Below are 17,850 nucleotides of genomic sequence, written 5' to 3'. Positions count from 1 at the left end.
GAGAGCGTGGAAAACCCACGCTCTCCGGATATGTTTCCTGTGAGATAGAGGTGCATTGCATGTTGAGGATCAGAGGCGCGGTCGTGGCCGTCATGCTGGTCGCAGCGCTGCCTGGCTGCAAGATCATTAAAACACCGACGGCTGAGGAAAAGGCGGCGGAGGCGGCAAAGACCGCTTTCGATCCCGCGACCAAGGTCGACGCGATCTGGCAGTCGCAAGTGCTTCCCGACCTTGAGAAGCGCGCGGGCGACTTCAAGACGGTGCTGCAGGCAGTCGCATCCAATCCGGACGAAGCCGGCGCAAAATATGGAAATCCGCGCAAGCAGACTTCATCGCCCTGGACCTATGCGGTCAAGCTCAGCGGCAAGATCGTCGCCGCGGATACGGCCTCTCGCGCCGGGACCCTCGACGTCGATGTGGATGGCGACGGCAAGGCGGACGCAAAAGTGCAGATCGGCCCTGCCATCCGCGGCACAGCCTTACGCGACGCGCTGGGTTTCCTCGACTTCAACGAATTCAGAAACCAGATCGAATGGGCGCAGTTCGGCAAGGCGTTCAACGAGAAGGCAAACACGTCCTTCCTCGCAGCCTTGCCACGCGATGGCCTCGTGGGCAAGACCGTCACGGTGACCGGTGCTTATCCGCTGCCCGCATCCGGCCAGCTTCCCCTGATCACCCCTTCGGCACTGACATTGGGGCAATGAGCATGGGCGACACGACAGAGGACGACATCATCCTTCGCCTGGAAGACGTATCGAAGGTCTATTCGGGCATCGTCGCGGTCAAGCGCGCCAATCTCGAGCTGCGGCGCGGCGCGGTCAACGTGCTCGTCGGTGAAAACGGCGCCGGCAAATCGACGCTGATGAAGATCATCGCCGGCGTCGAGCGCCCCACCCTCGGCCGCATCGTCCTCGAAGGCGAAGCCGTTCATTTCGACAGCCCGGCGGCCGCACAAGCACGCGGCATCGGCATGATTTTCCAGGAGCTCAACCTGTTCGCCAACATGTCGGTTGCCGAAAACATTTTTGCGACGCGCGAAATCAAGCGCGGCATCTTCGGCATCGACCACAAGGCGCAAATTACCAAGGCCAATGAATTCCTGAAGAGGTTGGACGCGGGCATCAATGCCGAGACCATGATCGAGGATCTGCCGATCGGACAGCAGCAGCTTGTCGAAATCGCAAAGGCGATCTCGCTCAACGCCCGCATCCTGATCATGGACGAGCCGACATCTGCGTTGTCTGCGGCGGAAGTGGACATTCTGTTCAAGGTGATCGCCGAGCTGAAGGCGCAAGGTGTCGCCATCGTCTACATCTCGCACCGGCTGGAAGAGCTGATGCGGATCGGCGATTACATCACCGTGCTGCGCGACGGGCAGATCACTGGCCAGGCGATGGTTCGCGATATCGATACGAAATGGATCGTCCGGTCGATGATCGGATCGGACGCCAAGGACTTTGCCAAGGACGGTGGGCACGCGATCGGCAAGGAAGCCTTCCGCGCAGAGGAGATCAGCCTGCCGCGCTCGACCGGCGGCCTTGCCGTCGACCATGTCTCGCTCTCCGTTCGCGCCGGCGAGATTCTCGGCATTTACGGCTTGATGGGGGCCGGCCGCAGCGAATTCTTCGAATGCGTGATGGGCCGGCATATGCATTCGACCGGCAAGATCTTCATCGATGGCGTGGAGGTTCGCGAACGCGACACCACCCGGCGGATCCGGCGCGGCCTGGCGCTGATACCGGAGGACCGGCAGCGAGAGGGGCTGGTGCAGGTGCTGTCCATCGCCAGCAACCTGACGCTCGCAAGCCTTGGGCGTTTTGCCCGCTTCTTTCACATCGATGCCGGCGCCGAAAAACAGGCCACGCACGACATGATCCGTGATCTCTCCATCAAGGCGCCCAACCCGGATTTCGAGGTGACATCGATGTCCGGCGGCAACCAGCAGAAAGTCGTCATCGGCAAGGCGCTGATGACCGACCCCAAGGTTCTTCTGATGGACGAACCGAGCCGGGGCATCGACGTCGGCGCCAAGGCCGATGTCTTCCGCACCATGCGCAGGCTTGCCGGCAAGGGTCTGGCAATCCTGTTTTCAACCTCGGACCTTGAAGAGGTCATGGCGCTTTCCGACCGCATCGCCGTCTTGAGCAACGGCAAGCTGGTCGCAGTCTTCGACAGGAACGAAGCCACGGAAGAAGCCATCATCGCCGCTTCGGCCAAGGGACACGGACATACAAGGGAACTCGCGTCATGACGGCAGATACTTCCACTTCTTTTGCGGCCAAACGCTCGAACGGCTCTGCACTGCTGACGCTGATGAAGCTTAGAACCTTCATCGCGCTCTTTGCCGTCATCATCTTCTTCGCCATCTTCGCGCCGAACTTCACATCGACGGCAAACATGATCCTGATGTCGAAGCACGTCGCGCTCAACGCCTTCCTGGCGATGGGCATGACCTTCGTCATCATCACCGGCGGCATCGACCTCTCGGTCGGCTCCATCGTCGGCCTATGCGGTATGGTGGCAGGTGCCCTCATTCTCAACGGTGTCGCATTGCCGATCGGATACACCGTCTATTTCAACATATACGAGATCATCCTGATCACCCTCGCCGTCGGGCTGCTGATCGGGCTCATCAACGGACTGCTCATCACCAAGCTCAACGTCGCGCCCTTCATCGCAACGCTCGGAACGCTCTACGTTGCTCGCGGCCTCGCGCTGTTGTCCTCGGACGGCCAGACCTTTCCGAACCTGGTCGGCAGGCCGGAATTCGACACGACCGGCTTCGACGTCTTCGGCGCCGGCAGGCTGCTCGGCCTTCCCGTTTCCATCTGGATCCTCATCTTTCTCGCGCTGATCGCCGCCTATGTCTCCCGCTCGACGCCGATCGGCCGCCACATCTTCGCCGTCGGCGGTAATGAGCGCGCGGCACGCATGTCGGGTATCCGCGTCGATGTTGTGAAGATCTTCGTCTATATGTTCTCGGGCCTCTGCGCGGCTATCGTCGGCATCATCATTTCGTCGGAGTTGATGGCCGCACACCCGGCGACCGGCGAGAGCTTCGAGCTCAACGCCATCGCAGCGGCCGTCCTCGGCGGCACCTCGATGTCGGGCGGACGCGGAACGATCGGCGGTACGATCATCGGCGCCTTCGTCATCGGTATCCTCTCCGATGGCCTGGTGATGATGGGCGTCTCGTCCTTCTGGCAGATGGTCATCAAGGGGCTGGTCATCATCATCGCCGTGGTCGTCGACCAGGCGCAGCGCCGTCTGCAACAGCGCGTGACGCTCATGCAAATGGCAAAGGCAGGCTGAACATGACGGAACTCAAGGGCGCGCTCATCGGCTGCGGTTTCTTTGCGGTCAACCAGATGCATGCGTGGAAAGACGTCAAAGGCGCTGGGATTGTCGCAATCTGCGATCGTGACCCGGAGCGCCTGAAGCTGGTCGGCGATCAGTTCGGCATTGAGCGCCGTTACGGCGATGCGGCGGCTCTCTTTGCCGACGGCGGCTTCGATTTCGTCGATATCGCAACAACCGTCCAGAGCCACCGTGCATTGGTGGAAATGGCAGCGGCCCACAAAGTCCCTGCCATCTGCCAGAAGCCGTTTGCGAAGACCTTGAGCGATGCCAAGGCCATGGTCCGCACTTGCGAAAACGCCGACATCCCCCTGATGGTGCATGAGAATTTCCGCTGGCAGACACCGATACAGGCCGTAAAGGCCGTTTTGGAATCGGGCGCCATCGGTGAACCCTTCTGGGGCCGATTCTCCTTCCGCTCCGGCTTCGATGTCTTCTCCGGCCAGCCCTATCTTGCCGAAGGCGAGCGCTTCATCATCGAGGATCTCGGCATCCACACACTCGACATCGCCCGCTTCATTCTCGGCGACGTTGTGACGCTCACCGCGCGCACCAAACAGGTCAATCCGAAGATCAAGGGCGAGGATGTCGCGACCATCCTGCTCGACCACCAGAACGGCGCGACATCGATCGTCGACGTCAGCTATGCGACCAAGCTCGGAACGGAGCCCTTTCCAGAGACAATGATCGAGATCGACGGCACGCAAGGAACCATCCGGCTCTCGCAAGGCTATCGTCTCGAGGTGACCGGCCCGAACGGCACGACGATCTCCGATGCCTCGCCGCAGTTACTCCCCTGGGCTTCCCGCCCATGGCACAACATCCAGGAAAGCGTGCTGGCCATCCAGCAGCACTGGACGGACCGTCTCTCGTCGAGCGGCGATACCTCGACATCCGGCGCGGATAATCTGAAGACCTTCGCTCTCGTCGAAGCCGCTTATGAGAGCGCCGCCAATGGGAGGACTGTCGACATCGGAGCGATGCTGTCATGACGACTGAGATCGACCCTTTTGAGCTTTATGGCACGCATGAAACCGAGGCCCCGCCGGTGCGACTTACGGCTGGCCAGCTCGCAGTTGATTTCAAGGACGGTAATCTCCGCACGATCACCTATGACGGAACCGAAGTGCTGCGCGGCGTCTCCTATCTGGTGCGCGACCGCGATTGGGGCACTTATGCTCCCCAAATATTGGACCTGAAGATCAATCAGCGCAATGGTGCGTTTTCCGTGGGCTACGTCGCGCATTGCGCCGGACCAGACGGCACAACGCTTGAAATCCGCGTGCAGATCTCTGCTGACGCCGGAGGCGCTGTGATCTTCGATGCGGAAGCGGTATCCGAAACCGGCTTCGAGACCAATCGCTGCGGCTTCTGCATCCTCCATCCGATTGTCGGCGTTGCCGGCACAATGGTCTCGGTGGAACATGTCGACGGCCATCGCGAAGATACCCATTTTCCCGATCTCATTGAGCCATGGCAGCCCTTCAAGGATATGCGCGCGATCACGCACAGTGTCATGCCGCACGTCGCAGCGGAGTGCCGGATGGAAGGCGACACCTTCGAGATGGAAGACCAGCGCAACTGGTCGGATGCCTCCTACAAGACTTATGTGCGTCCTCTCGCTTTGCCCTGGCCCTATCAAATCCCGGCGGGCCAATCCGTTAGGCAACGCGTCGTTCTCGGCATCGAGGATAAACGAGAGACACTGAACGCTCCAAAATCCGCCTCTCCGGGCAGCCGAGCCGTCACGATCACGGAGGGAGCGAAGAGCGGGGCAATGCCGGCGATCGGTCTCGTGATCACGCCTGAGGAGGCGCAAGCGACGCTTGCGGCCCGCGATGTCCTGGCGGAGATCGGGCCGCAGGAACTGCTTTTTCATTTCGATCCGAACGCTGGTCATGGCGGGGATACGTTCAGGGCGTTCAGCACCATCGCTCGGCTCAATGGCGGCACCTCGACGCTGGAAATAGCTCTGCCGTGCAAGCAATCACCGCTCGCGGAGGTGACGGAAATCGCGACCTGGATGAGCGCGGCGGGTTTCAAGCCGGACGCGATTGTCATTTCCCCTTCCGTGGACAGGCAATCGACACCTCCGGGCAGCCAATGGCCGGCGTGCCCCCCGCTTGAGGAGGTCTATACGGCAGCCCGCGCCGCCTTTCCGGGCACTCGCCTCGGCGGCGGTATGCTCAGCTACTTCACCGAACTCAATCGCAAGCGCGTTCCCTCCGAACAGCTCGACTTCATTTCCCATTGCACGAACCCGATCGTGCATGCCGCCGACGATCTGAGCATCATGCAGACGCTGGAGGCCTTGCCATTCATCACACGCTCGGTTCGCGCCATCTACGGCGACAAGCCCTACCGCATCGGCCCCTCCACCATTCCCATGCGGCAAAACCCCTATGGTAGCCGGACCATGGACAATCGCGACGGTCGCCGTATTGCGATGGCGAATACGGATCCCCGACACAATGGCCGTTTCGCCGAAGCTTTCGCCCTTGGCTATGCAGCCAAGGTGCTCGATGCCGGTCTGGAATGCCTGACGCTTTCAGCGCTGACAGGCCCCTTCGGGTTGATCGCCGGCAGGGATGAGCCGTCTCCAGCCGGCGGCAGACGCCCGATCTTTAACACGGTTGCCCTGCTGGCCCGCCTCGCCGGCAGTCCATGGCGGGAATGCATATCTTCCGACCCGACCGCAGTCCTCGCCTTCATTGCCAAGCCAGCGCATGGCGCGCCACAATTACTGCTCGTGAACGTGACGCCCGTGGCGCAGTTGATCGAGCTTGGCCGCTTGCGCCCCGCTGTCCAGCTTCCGGGCGATGGCCTCACTATTGGACCCTACGCCGTCGGTTCGATCGTTTTGGCGGATTGACCTAGCCCGCGAGACGCGCATCTTAGTCTTCAGAATCGCAATGATCGGGAGGACTGGCGTGAAGACAAAGAAGCTTATCAATGACGGCGCGGCGGCCGTGGACGAAATGCTGGCCGGCGTGCTGGCAGCCCACCCCAACCACCTTCGCACCATTGACGGATCGCCGCGGTCGATCGTGGCAAAGCATGGCCCGCGTCCGGGCAAGGTCGGCCTCGTCATTGGCGGCGGTTCCGGACACGAACCGAGCTTCCTGGGTTTCGTCGGCAAGGGGCTCGCCGATGCGGCAGCAGTCGGAAATGTCTTTGCCTCGCCGCCGCCGGACCCGATCATCGAGTGTGCCAAGGCCGTCAACAATGGTGCAGGCGTCCTGTTCGCCTATGGCAATTATGCCGGCGATGTCATGAATTTCGACATGGCGGCCGAGATGCTCACCATGGATGACATCGAGGTCCGCACCGTGCTGACGACCGACGACGTCGCCTCTGCCCCCATCGACCAACGGGACCGCCGGCGCGGCGTCGCTGGCAATGTCTTCGTCTTCAAGGCGGCTGGTGCCGCCTGCGATCTGATGTACAGTCTGGATGAGGTAGAGCGGGTCGCGCGATGGGCGAATGACCGCGCCTACACGATGGGCGTCGCGCTCTCACCCTGCTCTCTGCCGCAGACGCTGAAGCCGAACTTCCAGCTCGGCGACGACGAGATGGAGATCGGCATGGGCATTCACGGTGAGCCCGGCGTTGCCCGCGGTCCGCTCAAGCCAGCCGATGACGTGACCACAGAACTGCTCGACAGGATCCTCGGCGAGATGAAGCCGAAGCGGGGTGACCGCGTGGCGGTGCTCATCAATTCGCTCGGCTCGACGCCGCTGATGGAACTCTACATCATCATGCGCAAGGTCAAGATGACGCTCGATGCGCTGGGCGTGGAGATCCACCTGTCGCTGGTGGGCAACTACTGCACGTCGCTGGAAATGGCTGGCGCCTCGATCACGCTGATGCATCTGGACGATGAATTGCAGCGGCTGATCGACCACCCCTGCGATTGCGCGATGTTCCGTTCCGGCGAGGCGCTCTGATGACGACGATCACAGCCGACGATCTGAAATCTCTTATCGCCCTCATTGCCGAGGCGATGACGCGCGAAAGGGACCGGCTTTGCGAGCTTGACGGCGTGATCGGCGATGCCGATCACGGGATCGCCATGGAGTTGGGCTTTTCGGCAGCCGCCAAGGCGACGGCCGAACTCGATCCGGCAACGGCCGACCCCACTCTTGTCTTCAACACGGCAGCCAAGGCTTTCCTGAATGCGGTCGGCGCCTCCTCAGGCCCGCTCTACGCGACCGGCCTGATGCGCGCAGGCGCCGCAGTCAAGGGCAAGCCGTCGCTCACCGCCGACGACATGGTCGGTGCATTCGCGGCGATTGCCAAGGGGATCCAAGATCGCGGCAAGGCCGAAGTCGGTGAGAAGACCATGATCGACGCCTGGGCACCGGCTGCCGCCGCCTGCCAGGCTGCGCGGGACCAGGGAATGCCGCTCGGAGAATGCTTTTCCGCAGCGCTCGTCGCGGCGCAAACCGGCATGGACGCAACGAAGGATATGATAGCCACGAAGGGGCGCTCCTCCAGGCTTGGCGAGCGCGCTCTGGGTCACATCGATCCTGGTGCCGCCTCGACAACCGTCGTCGTCGCATGCTTCCACGCCTTCTTCTCGGCCCAATGATGATGAGCTCATCATACCAGTTGACATGTATCTGGTGATTTGACAAAACCGCCCTCAGCATTCTTCAGAGGAGGACGGAAAAATGCGGATCAACTCCAAATATGCGAGAGGTTTTGGCGCGGTCGCGATTGCTGCGGCTGCCCTGGCGGCAACCGGTGCGAAAGCGCAGGACCTGACGCTGTGGACGCTCAATTTCGATAATGGCGGCGCCAATACCGCGCTGAAGAAGGTGGCGACCGATTTCGAGGCGGCAAACCCGGGAACGCATATCGAAATCGTTCAGCGTGGTGTTGATGAACACAAGACCGCTCTTCGCGTGGCGGCGGGTTCCAGCAAGGGTCCCGATATCTATTTCAGCTGGGCCGGGCTTGGTCTCGGTGGCGAATATGTTAAAGCCGGCCTGTCGCTGCCGCTGGACAAATATTACACCCAGTACAAGTGGAGCGATGAGCTCCTCCCCTCGGCGGCCGCCTTCGCCGACCTTTATCCGGGCGGCAAGCATGGCGTCCCCTTCACCTTCAAGGGTGAGGCCGTCTACTACAACAAGAAACTGTTCCAGCAGGCCGGGATCACCGAGGAGCCGAAAACCTACGAGGATCTGCTTGCGGATGCCGAGAAGCTGAAAACTGCCGGAATTCCGGCCTTCACCTTTGGCGGCTCGGTCAATTGGCACGTCATGCGGCTGATGGACGTGATTCTTGAAACGAAGTGCGGTGCCGACAAGCACGATGCGCTGATGGCGATGAAGCTTGACTGGACGAAAGAGCCTTGCGCGACGGATGCCTTCACCGAGTTCGCAAAGTGGACCAAGAACTACACGCTTCAGCCCTTCATGGGGATCAGCAATCAGCAATCCTACAGCCTGTTCGTTGCGGGCCGCGCGGCAATGATGCTGGAAGGGGATTGGCTTGTCGGCCAGCTGAGCGGCAGCGACGCAAACCTCGACGACTACGGGATCTTCCCGTTCCCGACGAACACCAACCGCCTCTACGGCTTTGCCGAATACAACTACGTGAGCACCAAGAGCAAAGATCCTGATCTTGCTGCGAAATTCCTGGATTATTTCCTGTCGACCAAGGTCCAGCAGGATCTGGTCGGGCAGATCAGCTCGATCTCGGTCAACAAGAACGTCCAATACACCGACCAGAAGCCGCTTGAAGCCAAATGGCTGGAAATCTTCAAGACCTACGGCAAGGTCTACATGAACGGCGACCAGGCGTTTCCGCTTGATGTTACGACCGAATATTTCCGCGTGATCAATGACGTTGCGTCCGGAAACATTGAACCGGCGGATGCCGCCAAGCAGCTGCAGACCTTCATCGCAGGCCGGACCTAAGTCCTCCCAGGACGCTGACCGGTCCCGATCATCCATCGGGGCCGGCTATTGCCCGAGTCCCAAAAGCCCACGCGCCAGCCGCCTGTCGCCCGGAGCAGATGAGAATGTCATTGCGAAACCGAACACATGATCCCCGCGTGCAGGCGTTCCTGTTGCTCGCCCCGGCGCTGGCGATCTACGCGATCTTCGCGCTGTATCCGATGGTCAATGTCGCGATATTGAGCTTCCAGAAGTGGAACGGGCTCGATCCTCAGCGCCCCTTTGTCGGCCTTGCGAACTATCAATACATCTTTACGCGCGATCCCGTCTTCTGGGTCGCCTTCAAGAATACGGTCATCTGGACCATCATGTGTTTGGTGTTCCCGCCAATGGTGGGGCTGCTCCTGGCATTGAGCCTCAATCAGAAGCTCTTCGGCCGCAACACGTTCCGCGCCATCTTTTACCTTCCGGTCATCATCGCCCCCATCGCCGTCGCAACGATGTGGAAATGGATGTACGATCCGTTCTTCGGCCTTTTCAGCGAAATACTGACATCCATGGGCCTCCAGACCTGGATAAAGGACTGGCTCGGCGATAGAAACATCGCGCTTTATTCGGTCTTCGTCGCCTATCTCTGGCAGTCTGTCGGCTTTTCCATGGTTCTCTTCCTGGCCGGTCTGCAGAATGTTTCGCAGTCTCTGGTCGAAGCCGCTCGCATCGACGGCGCGGGACGCTGGGCCGTCTTCAAACACGTCACCTTCCCCGCCCTTCGCACGACCATCACGATCGTACTCGTGCTGTCGATCATTTCGTCGCTCAAGGCCTTCGACATCGTCTATGGCCTCACCGGCGGCGGACCGGCGCAATCCACGCAGATGCTGGCGCTCTGGGCCTTCACCCAGGCGATGCAGATATTCGATTTCGGTCGTGGCGCGGCAATCTCGGTCGTCCTGCTGCTGATCACCATCGCCATTGTCGTCCCCTACCTGCGGTGGACGCAGAAGCATGAGGAGGCCGAGCAATGACCGCGACGTCACCCGAATCCATGGCCGCCACCTTCGATACGGCCACCGTCGGAAAACCAAGGCGGGATCCGATCCTGATCGGGCTCTGGATCGCACTTATCGTCGTCGCACTGATCTGGGTCGCGCCCTTCGTGTTCATCGTCTTCACATCACTGAAGACGAAGGCCGATGTTACCAGCACTGGCGCCTTCATGCCGCCCGTCCATCTGGCCCTCGAGAATTATAGCAACGCCTGGAGCCGCGGAAACTTCGCCAACGCATTCTTCAACAGCGCCATCATCACCGTCATCAAGGTTCCGTTGGGGCTGGCGCTTTCGGCGATGGCGGCCTATGCGCTCGCCAAGATACCGTTGAAGACTGGCAAGGCATTGCTGCTTCTCGTCGTCTTCGGCACGATGATCCCGTTTCAGGTCATGCTGGCGCCGCTGTTTACGCTCGTCAATTCGCTGGGGCTGATCGACACCTATTCCGGCGTCATCCTGCCCTATATCGCCTTCGGCGTGCCGTACCAGGTCTTCATCCTGCACGGCTTCTTCAAGGGCATTCCGAAGGAACTCTCCGAAGCAGCCCTGATCGACGGTGCGAGCCACTTCACCATCTTCCGCCGGATCTTTCTGCCGGTCTGCCTGCCGGTGCTCGCCGCACTCCTGATCCTGGATTTCGTCTCCACCTGGAACGAGTTCGCCATGGCGCTCGTGTTGCTCCAGGATCAGCATATGTGGACGCTGCCGCTGGGGCTGATGTCCTTCCAGGGGCAGTTTTCCAACGATTACGGTCAGCTCAATGCCGCGATCGTCATGACCGTGCTGCCGGCAACGCTCGTCTACCTCATCTTCCAGCGATACTTCGTCTCCGGCCTCACTTCTGGCGCCGTCAAAGGCTGAGCCCCTAATTCCAAAGTCTTTCGAGGAGAATATCATGTCCAATGCAACCGTCGAAAAATGGGGCGTCTTCGAGGCAGCCTTCAACGGCCCTTCGGGCGGCAATCCCTATCTCGACGTGGCATTCGATGCCGTTTTCAGCCAGAACAGCCGCGAGGTCCGCGTGCCTGGCTTTTACGATGGCGACGGCATCTATCGCGTTCGCTTCATGCCCGACAACGAAGGCGAATGGTCCTTCAGGACGCGTTCCAAGACTGCGGAACTCGACGGCAAGTCCGGCTCGCTCGTCGCCACCAAGCCGTCCGAGGGCAATCACGGGCCGGTGCGCGTGCGCAACAAATTCCATTTCGCCTATGCCGACGGCAGGCCATTCCTCTCCTTCGGGACGACTTGCTATGCCTGGACGCATCAGCCGCTGGAGATGCAGGCGCAAACGCTCGAGACGCTAAAGAACGCACGCTTCAACAAGATCCGCATGGGGGTGTTTCCGAAGGACTACCCTTATAATGTCAACGAACCGCTTTATCCCTGCTTCGAGAAGGGAGCAGACGGCAAGGAGGACGTCGACCGTCCGAACCCGGTCCTCTTCCAGCATTTCGAAAAGCAGGTTGCGGCCCTTTGCGCGCTTGGCATCGAAGCCGATATCATCATGTTCCATCCCTATGACCGTTGGGGCTATGCCGACATGTCGGCCGAGCAGGACTTCCGCTATGTCGAATATCTCGCGGCACGGCTTGCCGCCTATCGGAACGTCTGGTGGGCGCTCGCCAACGAATATGACTTCCTCCTCGACACCAAGCCGATGGCGCAATGGGACCGCTATTTCCATATCCTCGAGGAGAACGATCCCTACGGCCATCTGAAATCGATCCACAATGGCGAGCAGACGATGAACTTCGATCATCGCAAGCCCTGGGTCACGCATACCTGCATCCAGAACTGGGACGTCAAGCGGACGCAGGAATGGCGCGATGCCTATGGCAAGCCTGTCGTCAACGACGAGCCGGAATATGAAGGCAATATCATCCAGTCCTGGGGCAATCTGACCGCGCAGGAACTAGTGCATCGCTTCTGGATCACCATGGTTCGCGGCGGCTATGCCGGGCATGGGGAGACCTATTCGCATCCGGAAGACCTCATCTGGTGGGCCAAGGGTGGCGAACTGCGCGGCGAGGCATGGAAGCGCATCGGCTTTCTGCGCGAGCTGCTGGAGCAGGACGTCGTCAACGGCTTAGAGCCGATGGCAGGAGCCGGCGAGTGGCCCTGGACGCGCGTTTCCGGCGCCCGCGACGGTGATCTCAGCTACATCTATCTCGGCGAACACCAGCCCGTCATCTGGTCGACGGGTCTGCCCAAGGATGGCACCGACTACGACGTCGACATCATCGATACCTGGGAGATGACCATTACCCCCGCAAGGAAGGTGGACGCTCCGATCCCGCACCCCACACGGCACGGTGCGATCGTGCGCGGCGGCCAGCCGGACGCCGCCTTTGGCGTCGAATTGCCGGGCAAGCCATACCAGGCCCTTCGCATCCGTAAAAAGAACTGATCGGGCCTCACAGGGAGGAATTTCATGTCTGGATTGACCATCAAGAACGTCAAGAAGTCCTATGGAGCGGTGGATATCATCCATGGCGTCGATGTCGACATATCGGACGGAGAATTCGTCATTCTCGTCGGGCCATCGGGCTGCGGCAAGTCAACGCTTCTTCGAATGATCGCGGGACTGGAGGAAATCACCGACGGCGAGATCTCCATCGGCGGGCGCGTCGTCAACAATCTGCAGCCGAAGGATCGCGACATCGCGATGGTCTTCCAGAACTATGCGCTCTATCCGCAGATGACCGTCGCCCAGAACATGGGCTTCGCGCTGGAACTTGCCGGCGCGAAGCGTCCCGAAATCGAGCGGAAGGTCGGCGAGGCCGCGCAGATCCTCGGGCTTCAGCCATTGCTCGGCCGCAAGCCCGCACAGCTTTCCGGCGGCCAGCGCCAGCGCGTCGCCATGGGCCGCGCTATCGTGCGCGATCCGAAGGTCTTCCTTTTCGATGAACCGCTGTCCAATCTCGACGCCAAATTGCGCGTCAAGATGCGGGCCGAGATCAAGGCGCTGCATCAGCGGCTGAAAACGACTATCGTCTACGTCACCCACGACCAGATCGAGGCGATGACGATGGCCGACAAGATCGTGGTGTTGCAGGGCGGCAAAGTCGAGCAGATCGGAACACCGCTCGAGCTTTACGACCGGCCTCGAAATGTCTTCGTCGCCGGCTTCCTCGGTTCCCCCGCGATGAATTTCCTCGAAGGCAGGCTAACCGGCGGCCCAAAGCCGACCCTGTTGTTGCCGAGCGGCACGCCGGTCGAACTCCTCGATGCGCCGGCTCAGGCGGAGGGCAAGGATGTCCTCATCGGCATTCGACCCGAAGACATCTCCTTTGCGGCCGACTGCGGCGTGCCGGCAACCGTTACTCTCATCGAGCCCACGGGGTCCGAGACGCATGTGGCGCTGGATGTCGAGGGCAAGGAACTGACATGGGTCATGCGGGAGCGCGCCGAGCTGGCGCCAAACCAGAAGGTGCAGCTTTCCTTCAAATCGTCGAATGTTCACTTCTTCGACAAGGTCACCCAGCAGCGCTTGTAAAAACCCAAGCCATTATCGGATGGCTTGGAGACGGTGCCAGGCGACAACCGCCAGACAGCCGAGCAGGGCGATATTCATGGTCAGCGCGTAATCGCCGTGAACAACCGCAAGTTCAAGGATGATGGCAAAACCTTCAACGGCCAGAAGGACGATGATGGCAGATGGTGCGAGGCTGACAAGCACGCCAAGCATGGCCGGCACCAACAAGGCGCTTGCCGACAGCAATTCGACGGTGCCCACGATACGAACGGCCCATTCGGGAAGAACCGTCACGGAATCCATACCCAGACTGCCGAGATATTCGATCGGTTTCGATATCTTCAAAAACCCCGACAGGCCGAAGACCACGGCGATGGAGGCTTCCAGAAACCAGACCAGGGCGTTTCGCAGTTCCGTAAGAGGTTGACCGGAAATGCCTTCGGATGCCCCCAGATTCTCACGCCCGGTACGCATTAGCGTGGTGCGCGTCTTTCGGCGTCGCTCATCACCGTCAGAACACGCTTCACGAAGGCGGCGCCGTCAAACTGCTTTGGCGAGCTGGCATCAGAACCGTCCTGACGCTCGAAGATGAAAGCCTCGACATTGACGATCGGCAGCTTCAATCGGTTCCGCACTCGTCCGATCATCGCCGTATGCGTTATCACCACCCGGCAGCCATTCGGCTCGAACTCGCTCTGCATTCCCGACATCGAGATTGCCGCAACCGAGAGGCCGCGCGCCGACAGGACCGACCCGATACTCGTGGCGGCCTGCGGATTGTCGAGACAGATCAGCACGTCCGTCGGACGATCGGATGGCAGGGACTCAGCTAGCATTTGCGACCTCATATTCGAATACGGACTTACCATAGCGATTCCGATGTAATGCAGTGTTATATGTTGTTACAATTTGTTGCGACGGGATCGCTCATGTGGCGAGGGTTGTAGATGCGCTCGGATCGCTTGACTATCCGCCGCCGCAGTGCACCCGCAGCAAACTAAAAAAACACGCCGCAATACAATGCAACACATGTGGCAGGCGAAAACTGGTTTCCTTGTATCCGCCCGGATTCGGGCAAGGAGACCGGATGTGAAACAAACCCGCAATGCAGGATCAGGCGATCCGGAACAATTGCTGAATGGGCTGTTGGGCGTAAGACGCTATCTCGGCAAGCAGGGGCGCATCTATCTTTGGGCCAGCTGTCTTGGCTGCAACGCGATGTTTTGCACCATCGGCGCGGGGGCACGCCAATTCATCATTTTCAACATTCTCTGCTTGCTGGCGTTCGGAGCAAAGACCTTCGAGATCATCCCCCTTGAAACCGGGAACGGCTCCGCCTTGCCTTACAATCGATCACCGACCGCCAAGGACTGGAGGCCGGTGCTGACCTTTTCGGCTCAATTGCTTGTCGCCTGCTATGCAATGACGGTGCTCGTCGACAACCTCGCCTCAAGCCCCGTGCTACTCGGCTCGATCCACTGAGCAAAGCCCCCCGCCGAAACAGCAGGGGGCCTGAACGCCCTGTGCGAGCTACTTGGAAAAACGCTCTGGCCGGAAATTGGCCAGCAGCGGATGGCGCTTTCCTGTGGCGATCTCATCGGCAAGCAGTTCACCGGCGATCAAGCCGAGCGTGGCGCCGCTGTGGCTGAAGGCGACGAAGTAGCCGGGGATGGACTGCAATTCTCCGAACACCGGGTCGCCGTCGCCGGGAATGGGCTTCGGTCCGACGCCATAGTCCGCTAGTTCGAGCGTCGGATTGCCCTCGAGCACCTTCGACGCCTCGCGAAGAAGCCCTTCGAGCGTCGAGGACTTGATCTCGTAGGTTCCGTCCGCATTCACGCCCACTTCCTCCTCGGACCAAGCGGAATCAAGTGCAAAGCCACCATCAGGCGTCGGCCGAATGGCGACGCGTGGTGTGTTCAGGACCGCTTTCAATGGATGCTTAATCGGCTTTGTCCTGACGAGAAGCGCAATCGGCGTTCCGTCGCCAATGTGCTGGCCAGCCTCGGCGACGATTTTAGGAACGGCACCACCAGCTGCGAGCAATACGGCGTCAGCGTCCCAACGGACACCATTCGATGTCGTCACGCCACGAACCCGGCCCCCCTCGACATTGACGGTCGCGCGTCCGGCGTCGGTGACGATCTCACCACGCATAGCCTTGAACTCCTCCGCGAGAACACCGATCAGCGACGGCAGATCGACCCAGCCTTCACCCGGATTGAACTTGGCACCCTGCGGCGTCACCATGCTGGCATCGACGCCCGGCGTCGTCTCCGCAACCTTCGACGGGGCGAGCAGCAGAGCGTGATAGCCGAGGTTGCGTTCGTATTCGAAAACTTCCCCGATCTCATTGCCCCGGCCATCCGCATCCCAAGTCAGCCCGCCGTCGAAACGCAGCCACCGCGCATCCGGATATTTGGCGGCGAGTGTCCGATAGCGGTCGATGCCGGCCATGCGCAGCCGATGATAGGCGTTTGAGCGCTTTCGCGCTGAATTGAGCCAGGCGAGCGACCGGCCAGAGGCGCCGTTCGCCAGCGGACCGTCATTGATGATCACCGTGCGAACGCCGAGCCGCGCGAGATGAAGTGCGGTCGAAACTCCGAAAATCCCGCCGCCAACGACGATGACCTTCGAAGGCTGAGTGGAAGCATGCATGTTGGATAACCTTATCTATTGACGTTGTCTGGTTGTGAAAATCCGTAATGGTCGAGCGGCATCAAAGAACTTCCGCGAGGAAACGCTTCAACCGCTCACTTTGCGGACTGTCGAAAATTTGCTGCGGCGAACCCGCTTCAATGATGCGGCCTTCGTCCATGAACACGACCTGATCGGCAACCCTGCGGGCAAACCCCATCTCGTGGGTCACGACAGCCATCGTCATGCCCTGGCGGCCAAGGTTTGCCATCAGGTCGAGAACGCCCTTGACCAACTCAGGATCGAGCGCGCTCGTCACCTCGTCGAACAGGATGACCTCTGGATCCATTGCCAGAGCGCGGGCAACCGCAACGCGCTGCTGTTGTCCACCCGACAGGCCAGCCGGGCGATGATCCTTGCGTTCGGCGAGACCGACCTCGGTAAGGCGTGCTTCAGCAATCCCACGCGCCTCGCTCCTCGGCATCTTCTTGATCTTCGTCAACGACAGCATGACGTTTTCGAGCGCGGTATGGTCCGGAAACAGATTGAAGTGTTGGAACACCATGCCGACGCGCCGACGCAGGCTCTCCGGCTTCATCGCCAGAATGCTCTCGCCATCGAGCAGAATATCGCCGCGCTTCGGCTCCACCAGCCGGTTCAAGCACCGTAAAAGCGTCGACTTGCCGGAACCCGATGGGCCGATGATACAGGTCACCGTGCCTGGCGCGATATCGAGATCGACACCCTTCAGCACATCGAGATCACCATAGGCCATGCTGAGATCGCGGACCTTGAGCGCACCGGCCTTGAAGCGTGGTTCGCTGCCAACGGCCGTGCTGGAAGCAGCTCGTAATTCTCCGACCTCGACGAGACCGCTGGCAGCGCCGGAACCCCGCCCCTGTCTTCCAAGCCGCAGCCGCGCATCGATGTAGTTGACGAAATGGGTGAGCGGCACGGTAATGAGGAGATAGAACACACCGGCCAGCAGCAATGGCGACAGGTTGCCTGTCACCACGGCCTGATCCTGGCCGACGCGGAAGATCTCGCGCTCGGACGCGAGCAGTCCCAGGAAATAGACGAGACTCGAATCCTTCACGTTGCCGATGAACTGATTGACGAGTGCCGGCAGAACGCGCCGTACGCCTTGCGGGATAACGATTAGCCGCATCCCCTGCCCGTAGCTCATGCTGAGTGCACGACAGGCCTCCATCTGACCGCGTTCGACGCTTTGGATGCCGGAACGGAAGATTTCTCCGATATAGGCGCCGGCGATCAGGCTGAGCGCGATGATGCCGAGCGGAAATGGCGAGGGCCCGAACAGTTCGCGGCCGATACGGGCAAAGCCCTGACCGATGATCAGGATCGTCACGATGGCCGGGAGGCCCCGGAAAATATCGGTGTAGATCCGCGCCGGCAGGCGCAGC

The 17,850-nt window shown here is 60.5% G+C and carries 17 protein-coding genes; 13 read left to right on the top strand and 4 right to left on the bottom strand.

What is annotated here, in order from left to right:
* The first annotated feature begins 59 nt into the window (after positions 1–59).
* The 12 genes from PMI03_RS21225 (at position 60) to PMI03_RS21170 (ending at position 13,810) form a co-directional block, all read left to right on the top strand.
* Positions 60–704 (top strand): DUF2291 family protein, encoded by a 645-nt coding sequence (locus tag PMI03_RS21225; RefSeq protein WP_007697707.1) that lies wholly within the window; start codon positions 60–62, stop codon positions 702–704.
* On the top strand, positions 701–2,251 hold the full coding sequence (locus PMI03_RS21220) for a sugar ABC transporter ATP-binding protein (RefSeq protein ID WP_007697704.1): 1,551 nt from the start codon (positions 701–703) through the stop codon (positions 2,249–2,251). Before PMI03_RS21225 ends, PMI03_RS21220 begins: the two co-directional genes overlap by 4 nt.
* Positions 2,248–3,312, top strand: a complete 1,065-nt coding sequence (locus PMI03_RS21215; RefSeq protein ID WP_007697701.1) for an ABC transporter permease — start codon at positions 2,248–2,250, stop codon at positions 3,310–3,312. The genes PMI03_RS21220 and PMI03_RS21215 overlap by 4 nt, the downstream gene beginning before the upstream one ends.
* A gap of 2 nt (positions 3,313–3,314) precedes the next feature.
* Positions 3,315–4,349, top strand: coding sequence for a Gfo/Idh/MocA family protein (locus PMI03_RS21210; RefSeq protein ID WP_007697698.1), 1,035 nt, complete (start codon positions 3,315–3,317; stop codon positions 4,347–4,349).
* Positions 4,346–6,229, top strand: coding sequence for a hypothetical protein (locus PMI03_RS21205; protein ID WP_007697695.1), 1,884 nt, complete (start codon positions 4,346–4,348; stop codon positions 6,227–6,229). The genes PMI03_RS21210 and PMI03_RS21205 overlap by 4 nt, the downstream gene beginning before the upstream one ends.
* A 58-nt stretch (positions 6,230–6,287) precedes the next feature.
* Complete coding sequence (locus PMI03_RS21200) at positions 6,288–7,304, top strand: dihydroxyacetone kinase subunit DhaK (RefSeq protein WP_007697692.1); 1,017 nt, start codon at positions 6,288–6,290, stop codon at positions 7,302–7,304.
* A complete protein-coding gene (dhaL, locus tag PMI03_RS21195) occupies positions 7,304–7,948 on the top strand; it encodes a dihydroxyacetone kinase subunit DhaL (RefSeq protein WP_007697688.1) in 645 nt (214 codons plus the stop codon). The genes PMI03_RS21200 and dhaL overlap by 1 nt, the downstream gene beginning before the upstream one ends.
* 82 nt (positions 7,949–8,030) lie before the next feature.
* Positions 8,031–9,284 carry an ABC transporter substrate-binding protein gene (locus PMI03_RS21190; protein WP_007697686.1) on the top strand — a complete coding sequence of 418 codons (1,254 nt, stop codon included), beginning with the start codon at positions 8,031–8,033 and terminating at the stop codon, positions 9,282–9,284.
* Positions 9,285–9,388: 104 nt separating this feature from the next.
* Entirely contained in the window at positions 9,389–10,288 is a 900-nt protein-coding gene (locus tag PMI03_RS21185) for a carbohydrate ABC transporter permease (RefSeq protein ID WP_007697684.1), read from the top strand.
* Between the two features lie 20 nt (positions 10,289–10,308).
* Positions 10,309–11,172 (top strand): carbohydrate ABC transporter permease, encoded by an 864-nt coding sequence (locus PMI03_RS21180; RefSeq protein ID WP_309574460.1) that lies wholly within the window; start codon positions 10,309–10,311, stop codon positions 11,170–11,172.
* 34 nt (positions 11,173–11,206) lie between these two features.
* Positions 11,207–12,721, top strand: a complete 1,515-nt coding sequence (locus tag PMI03_RS21175; protein WP_007697679.1) for a DUF5060 domain-containing protein — start codon at positions 11,207–11,209, stop codon at positions 12,719–12,721.
* Positions 12,722–12,745: 24 nt separating this feature from the next.
* A complete protein-coding gene (locus PMI03_RS21170) occupies positions 12,746–13,810 on the top strand; it encodes an ABC transporter ATP-binding protein (RefSeq protein ID WP_007697676.1) in 1,065 nt (354 codons plus the stop codon).
* 12 nt (positions 13,811–13,822) lie between these two features.
* On the opposite strand, the gene PMI03_RS21165 is transcribed toward PMI03_RS21170, so the two are convergent.
* Positions 13,823–14,263, bottom strand: coding sequence for a DoxX family protein (locus PMI03_RS21165; protein ID WP_007697673.1), 441 nt, complete (start codon positions 14,261–14,263; stop codon positions 13,823–13,825).
* Positions 14,263–14,625, bottom strand: a complete 363-nt coding sequence (locus PMI03_RS21160; RefSeq protein WP_007697669.1) for a hypothetical protein — start codon at positions 14,623–14,625, stop codon at positions 14,263–14,265. Before PMI03_RS21160 ends, PMI03_RS21165 begins: the two co-directional genes overlap by 1 nt.
* Before the next feature lie 193 nt (positions 14,626–14,818).
* Between PMI03_RS21160 and PMI03_RS21155 the strand changes: the two genes are divergently transcribed.
* Positions 14,819–15,271 (top strand): hypothetical protein, encoded by a 453-nt coding sequence (locus PMI03_RS21155; protein ID WP_150192192.1) that lies wholly within the window; start codon positions 14,819–14,821, stop codon positions 15,269–15,271.
* 48 nt (positions 15,272–15,319) lie between these two features.
* On the opposite strand, the gene PMI03_RS21150 is transcribed toward PMI03_RS21155, so the two are convergent.
* Together PMI03_RS21150 and PMI03_RS21145 are read right to left on the bottom strand one after the other, a co-directional pair.
* A complete protein-coding gene (locus tag PMI03_RS21150; RefSeq protein ID WP_007697664.1) occupies positions 15,320–16,447 on the bottom strand; it encodes an FAD-binding oxidoreductase in 1,128 nt (375 codons plus the stop codon).
* Positions 16,448–16,508: 61 nt separating this feature from the next.
* Positions 16,509–17,850: amino acid ABC transporter permease/ATP-binding protein (locus tag PMI03_RS21145; protein ID WP_039974470.1), on the bottom strand; the 1,342-nt coding region annotated here is incomplete at its 5' end.

This window comes from Rhizobium sp. AP16 (assembly GCF_000281735.1).
Classification (GTDB): Bacteria; Pseudomonadota; Alphaproteobacteria; order Rhizobiales; family Rhizobiaceae; genus Rhizobium; species Rhizobium rhizogenes.
The sequence above is the reverse complement of the archived record's forward strand: the minus strand, read 5'-3'. Positions and strand labels throughout refer to the sequence as shown.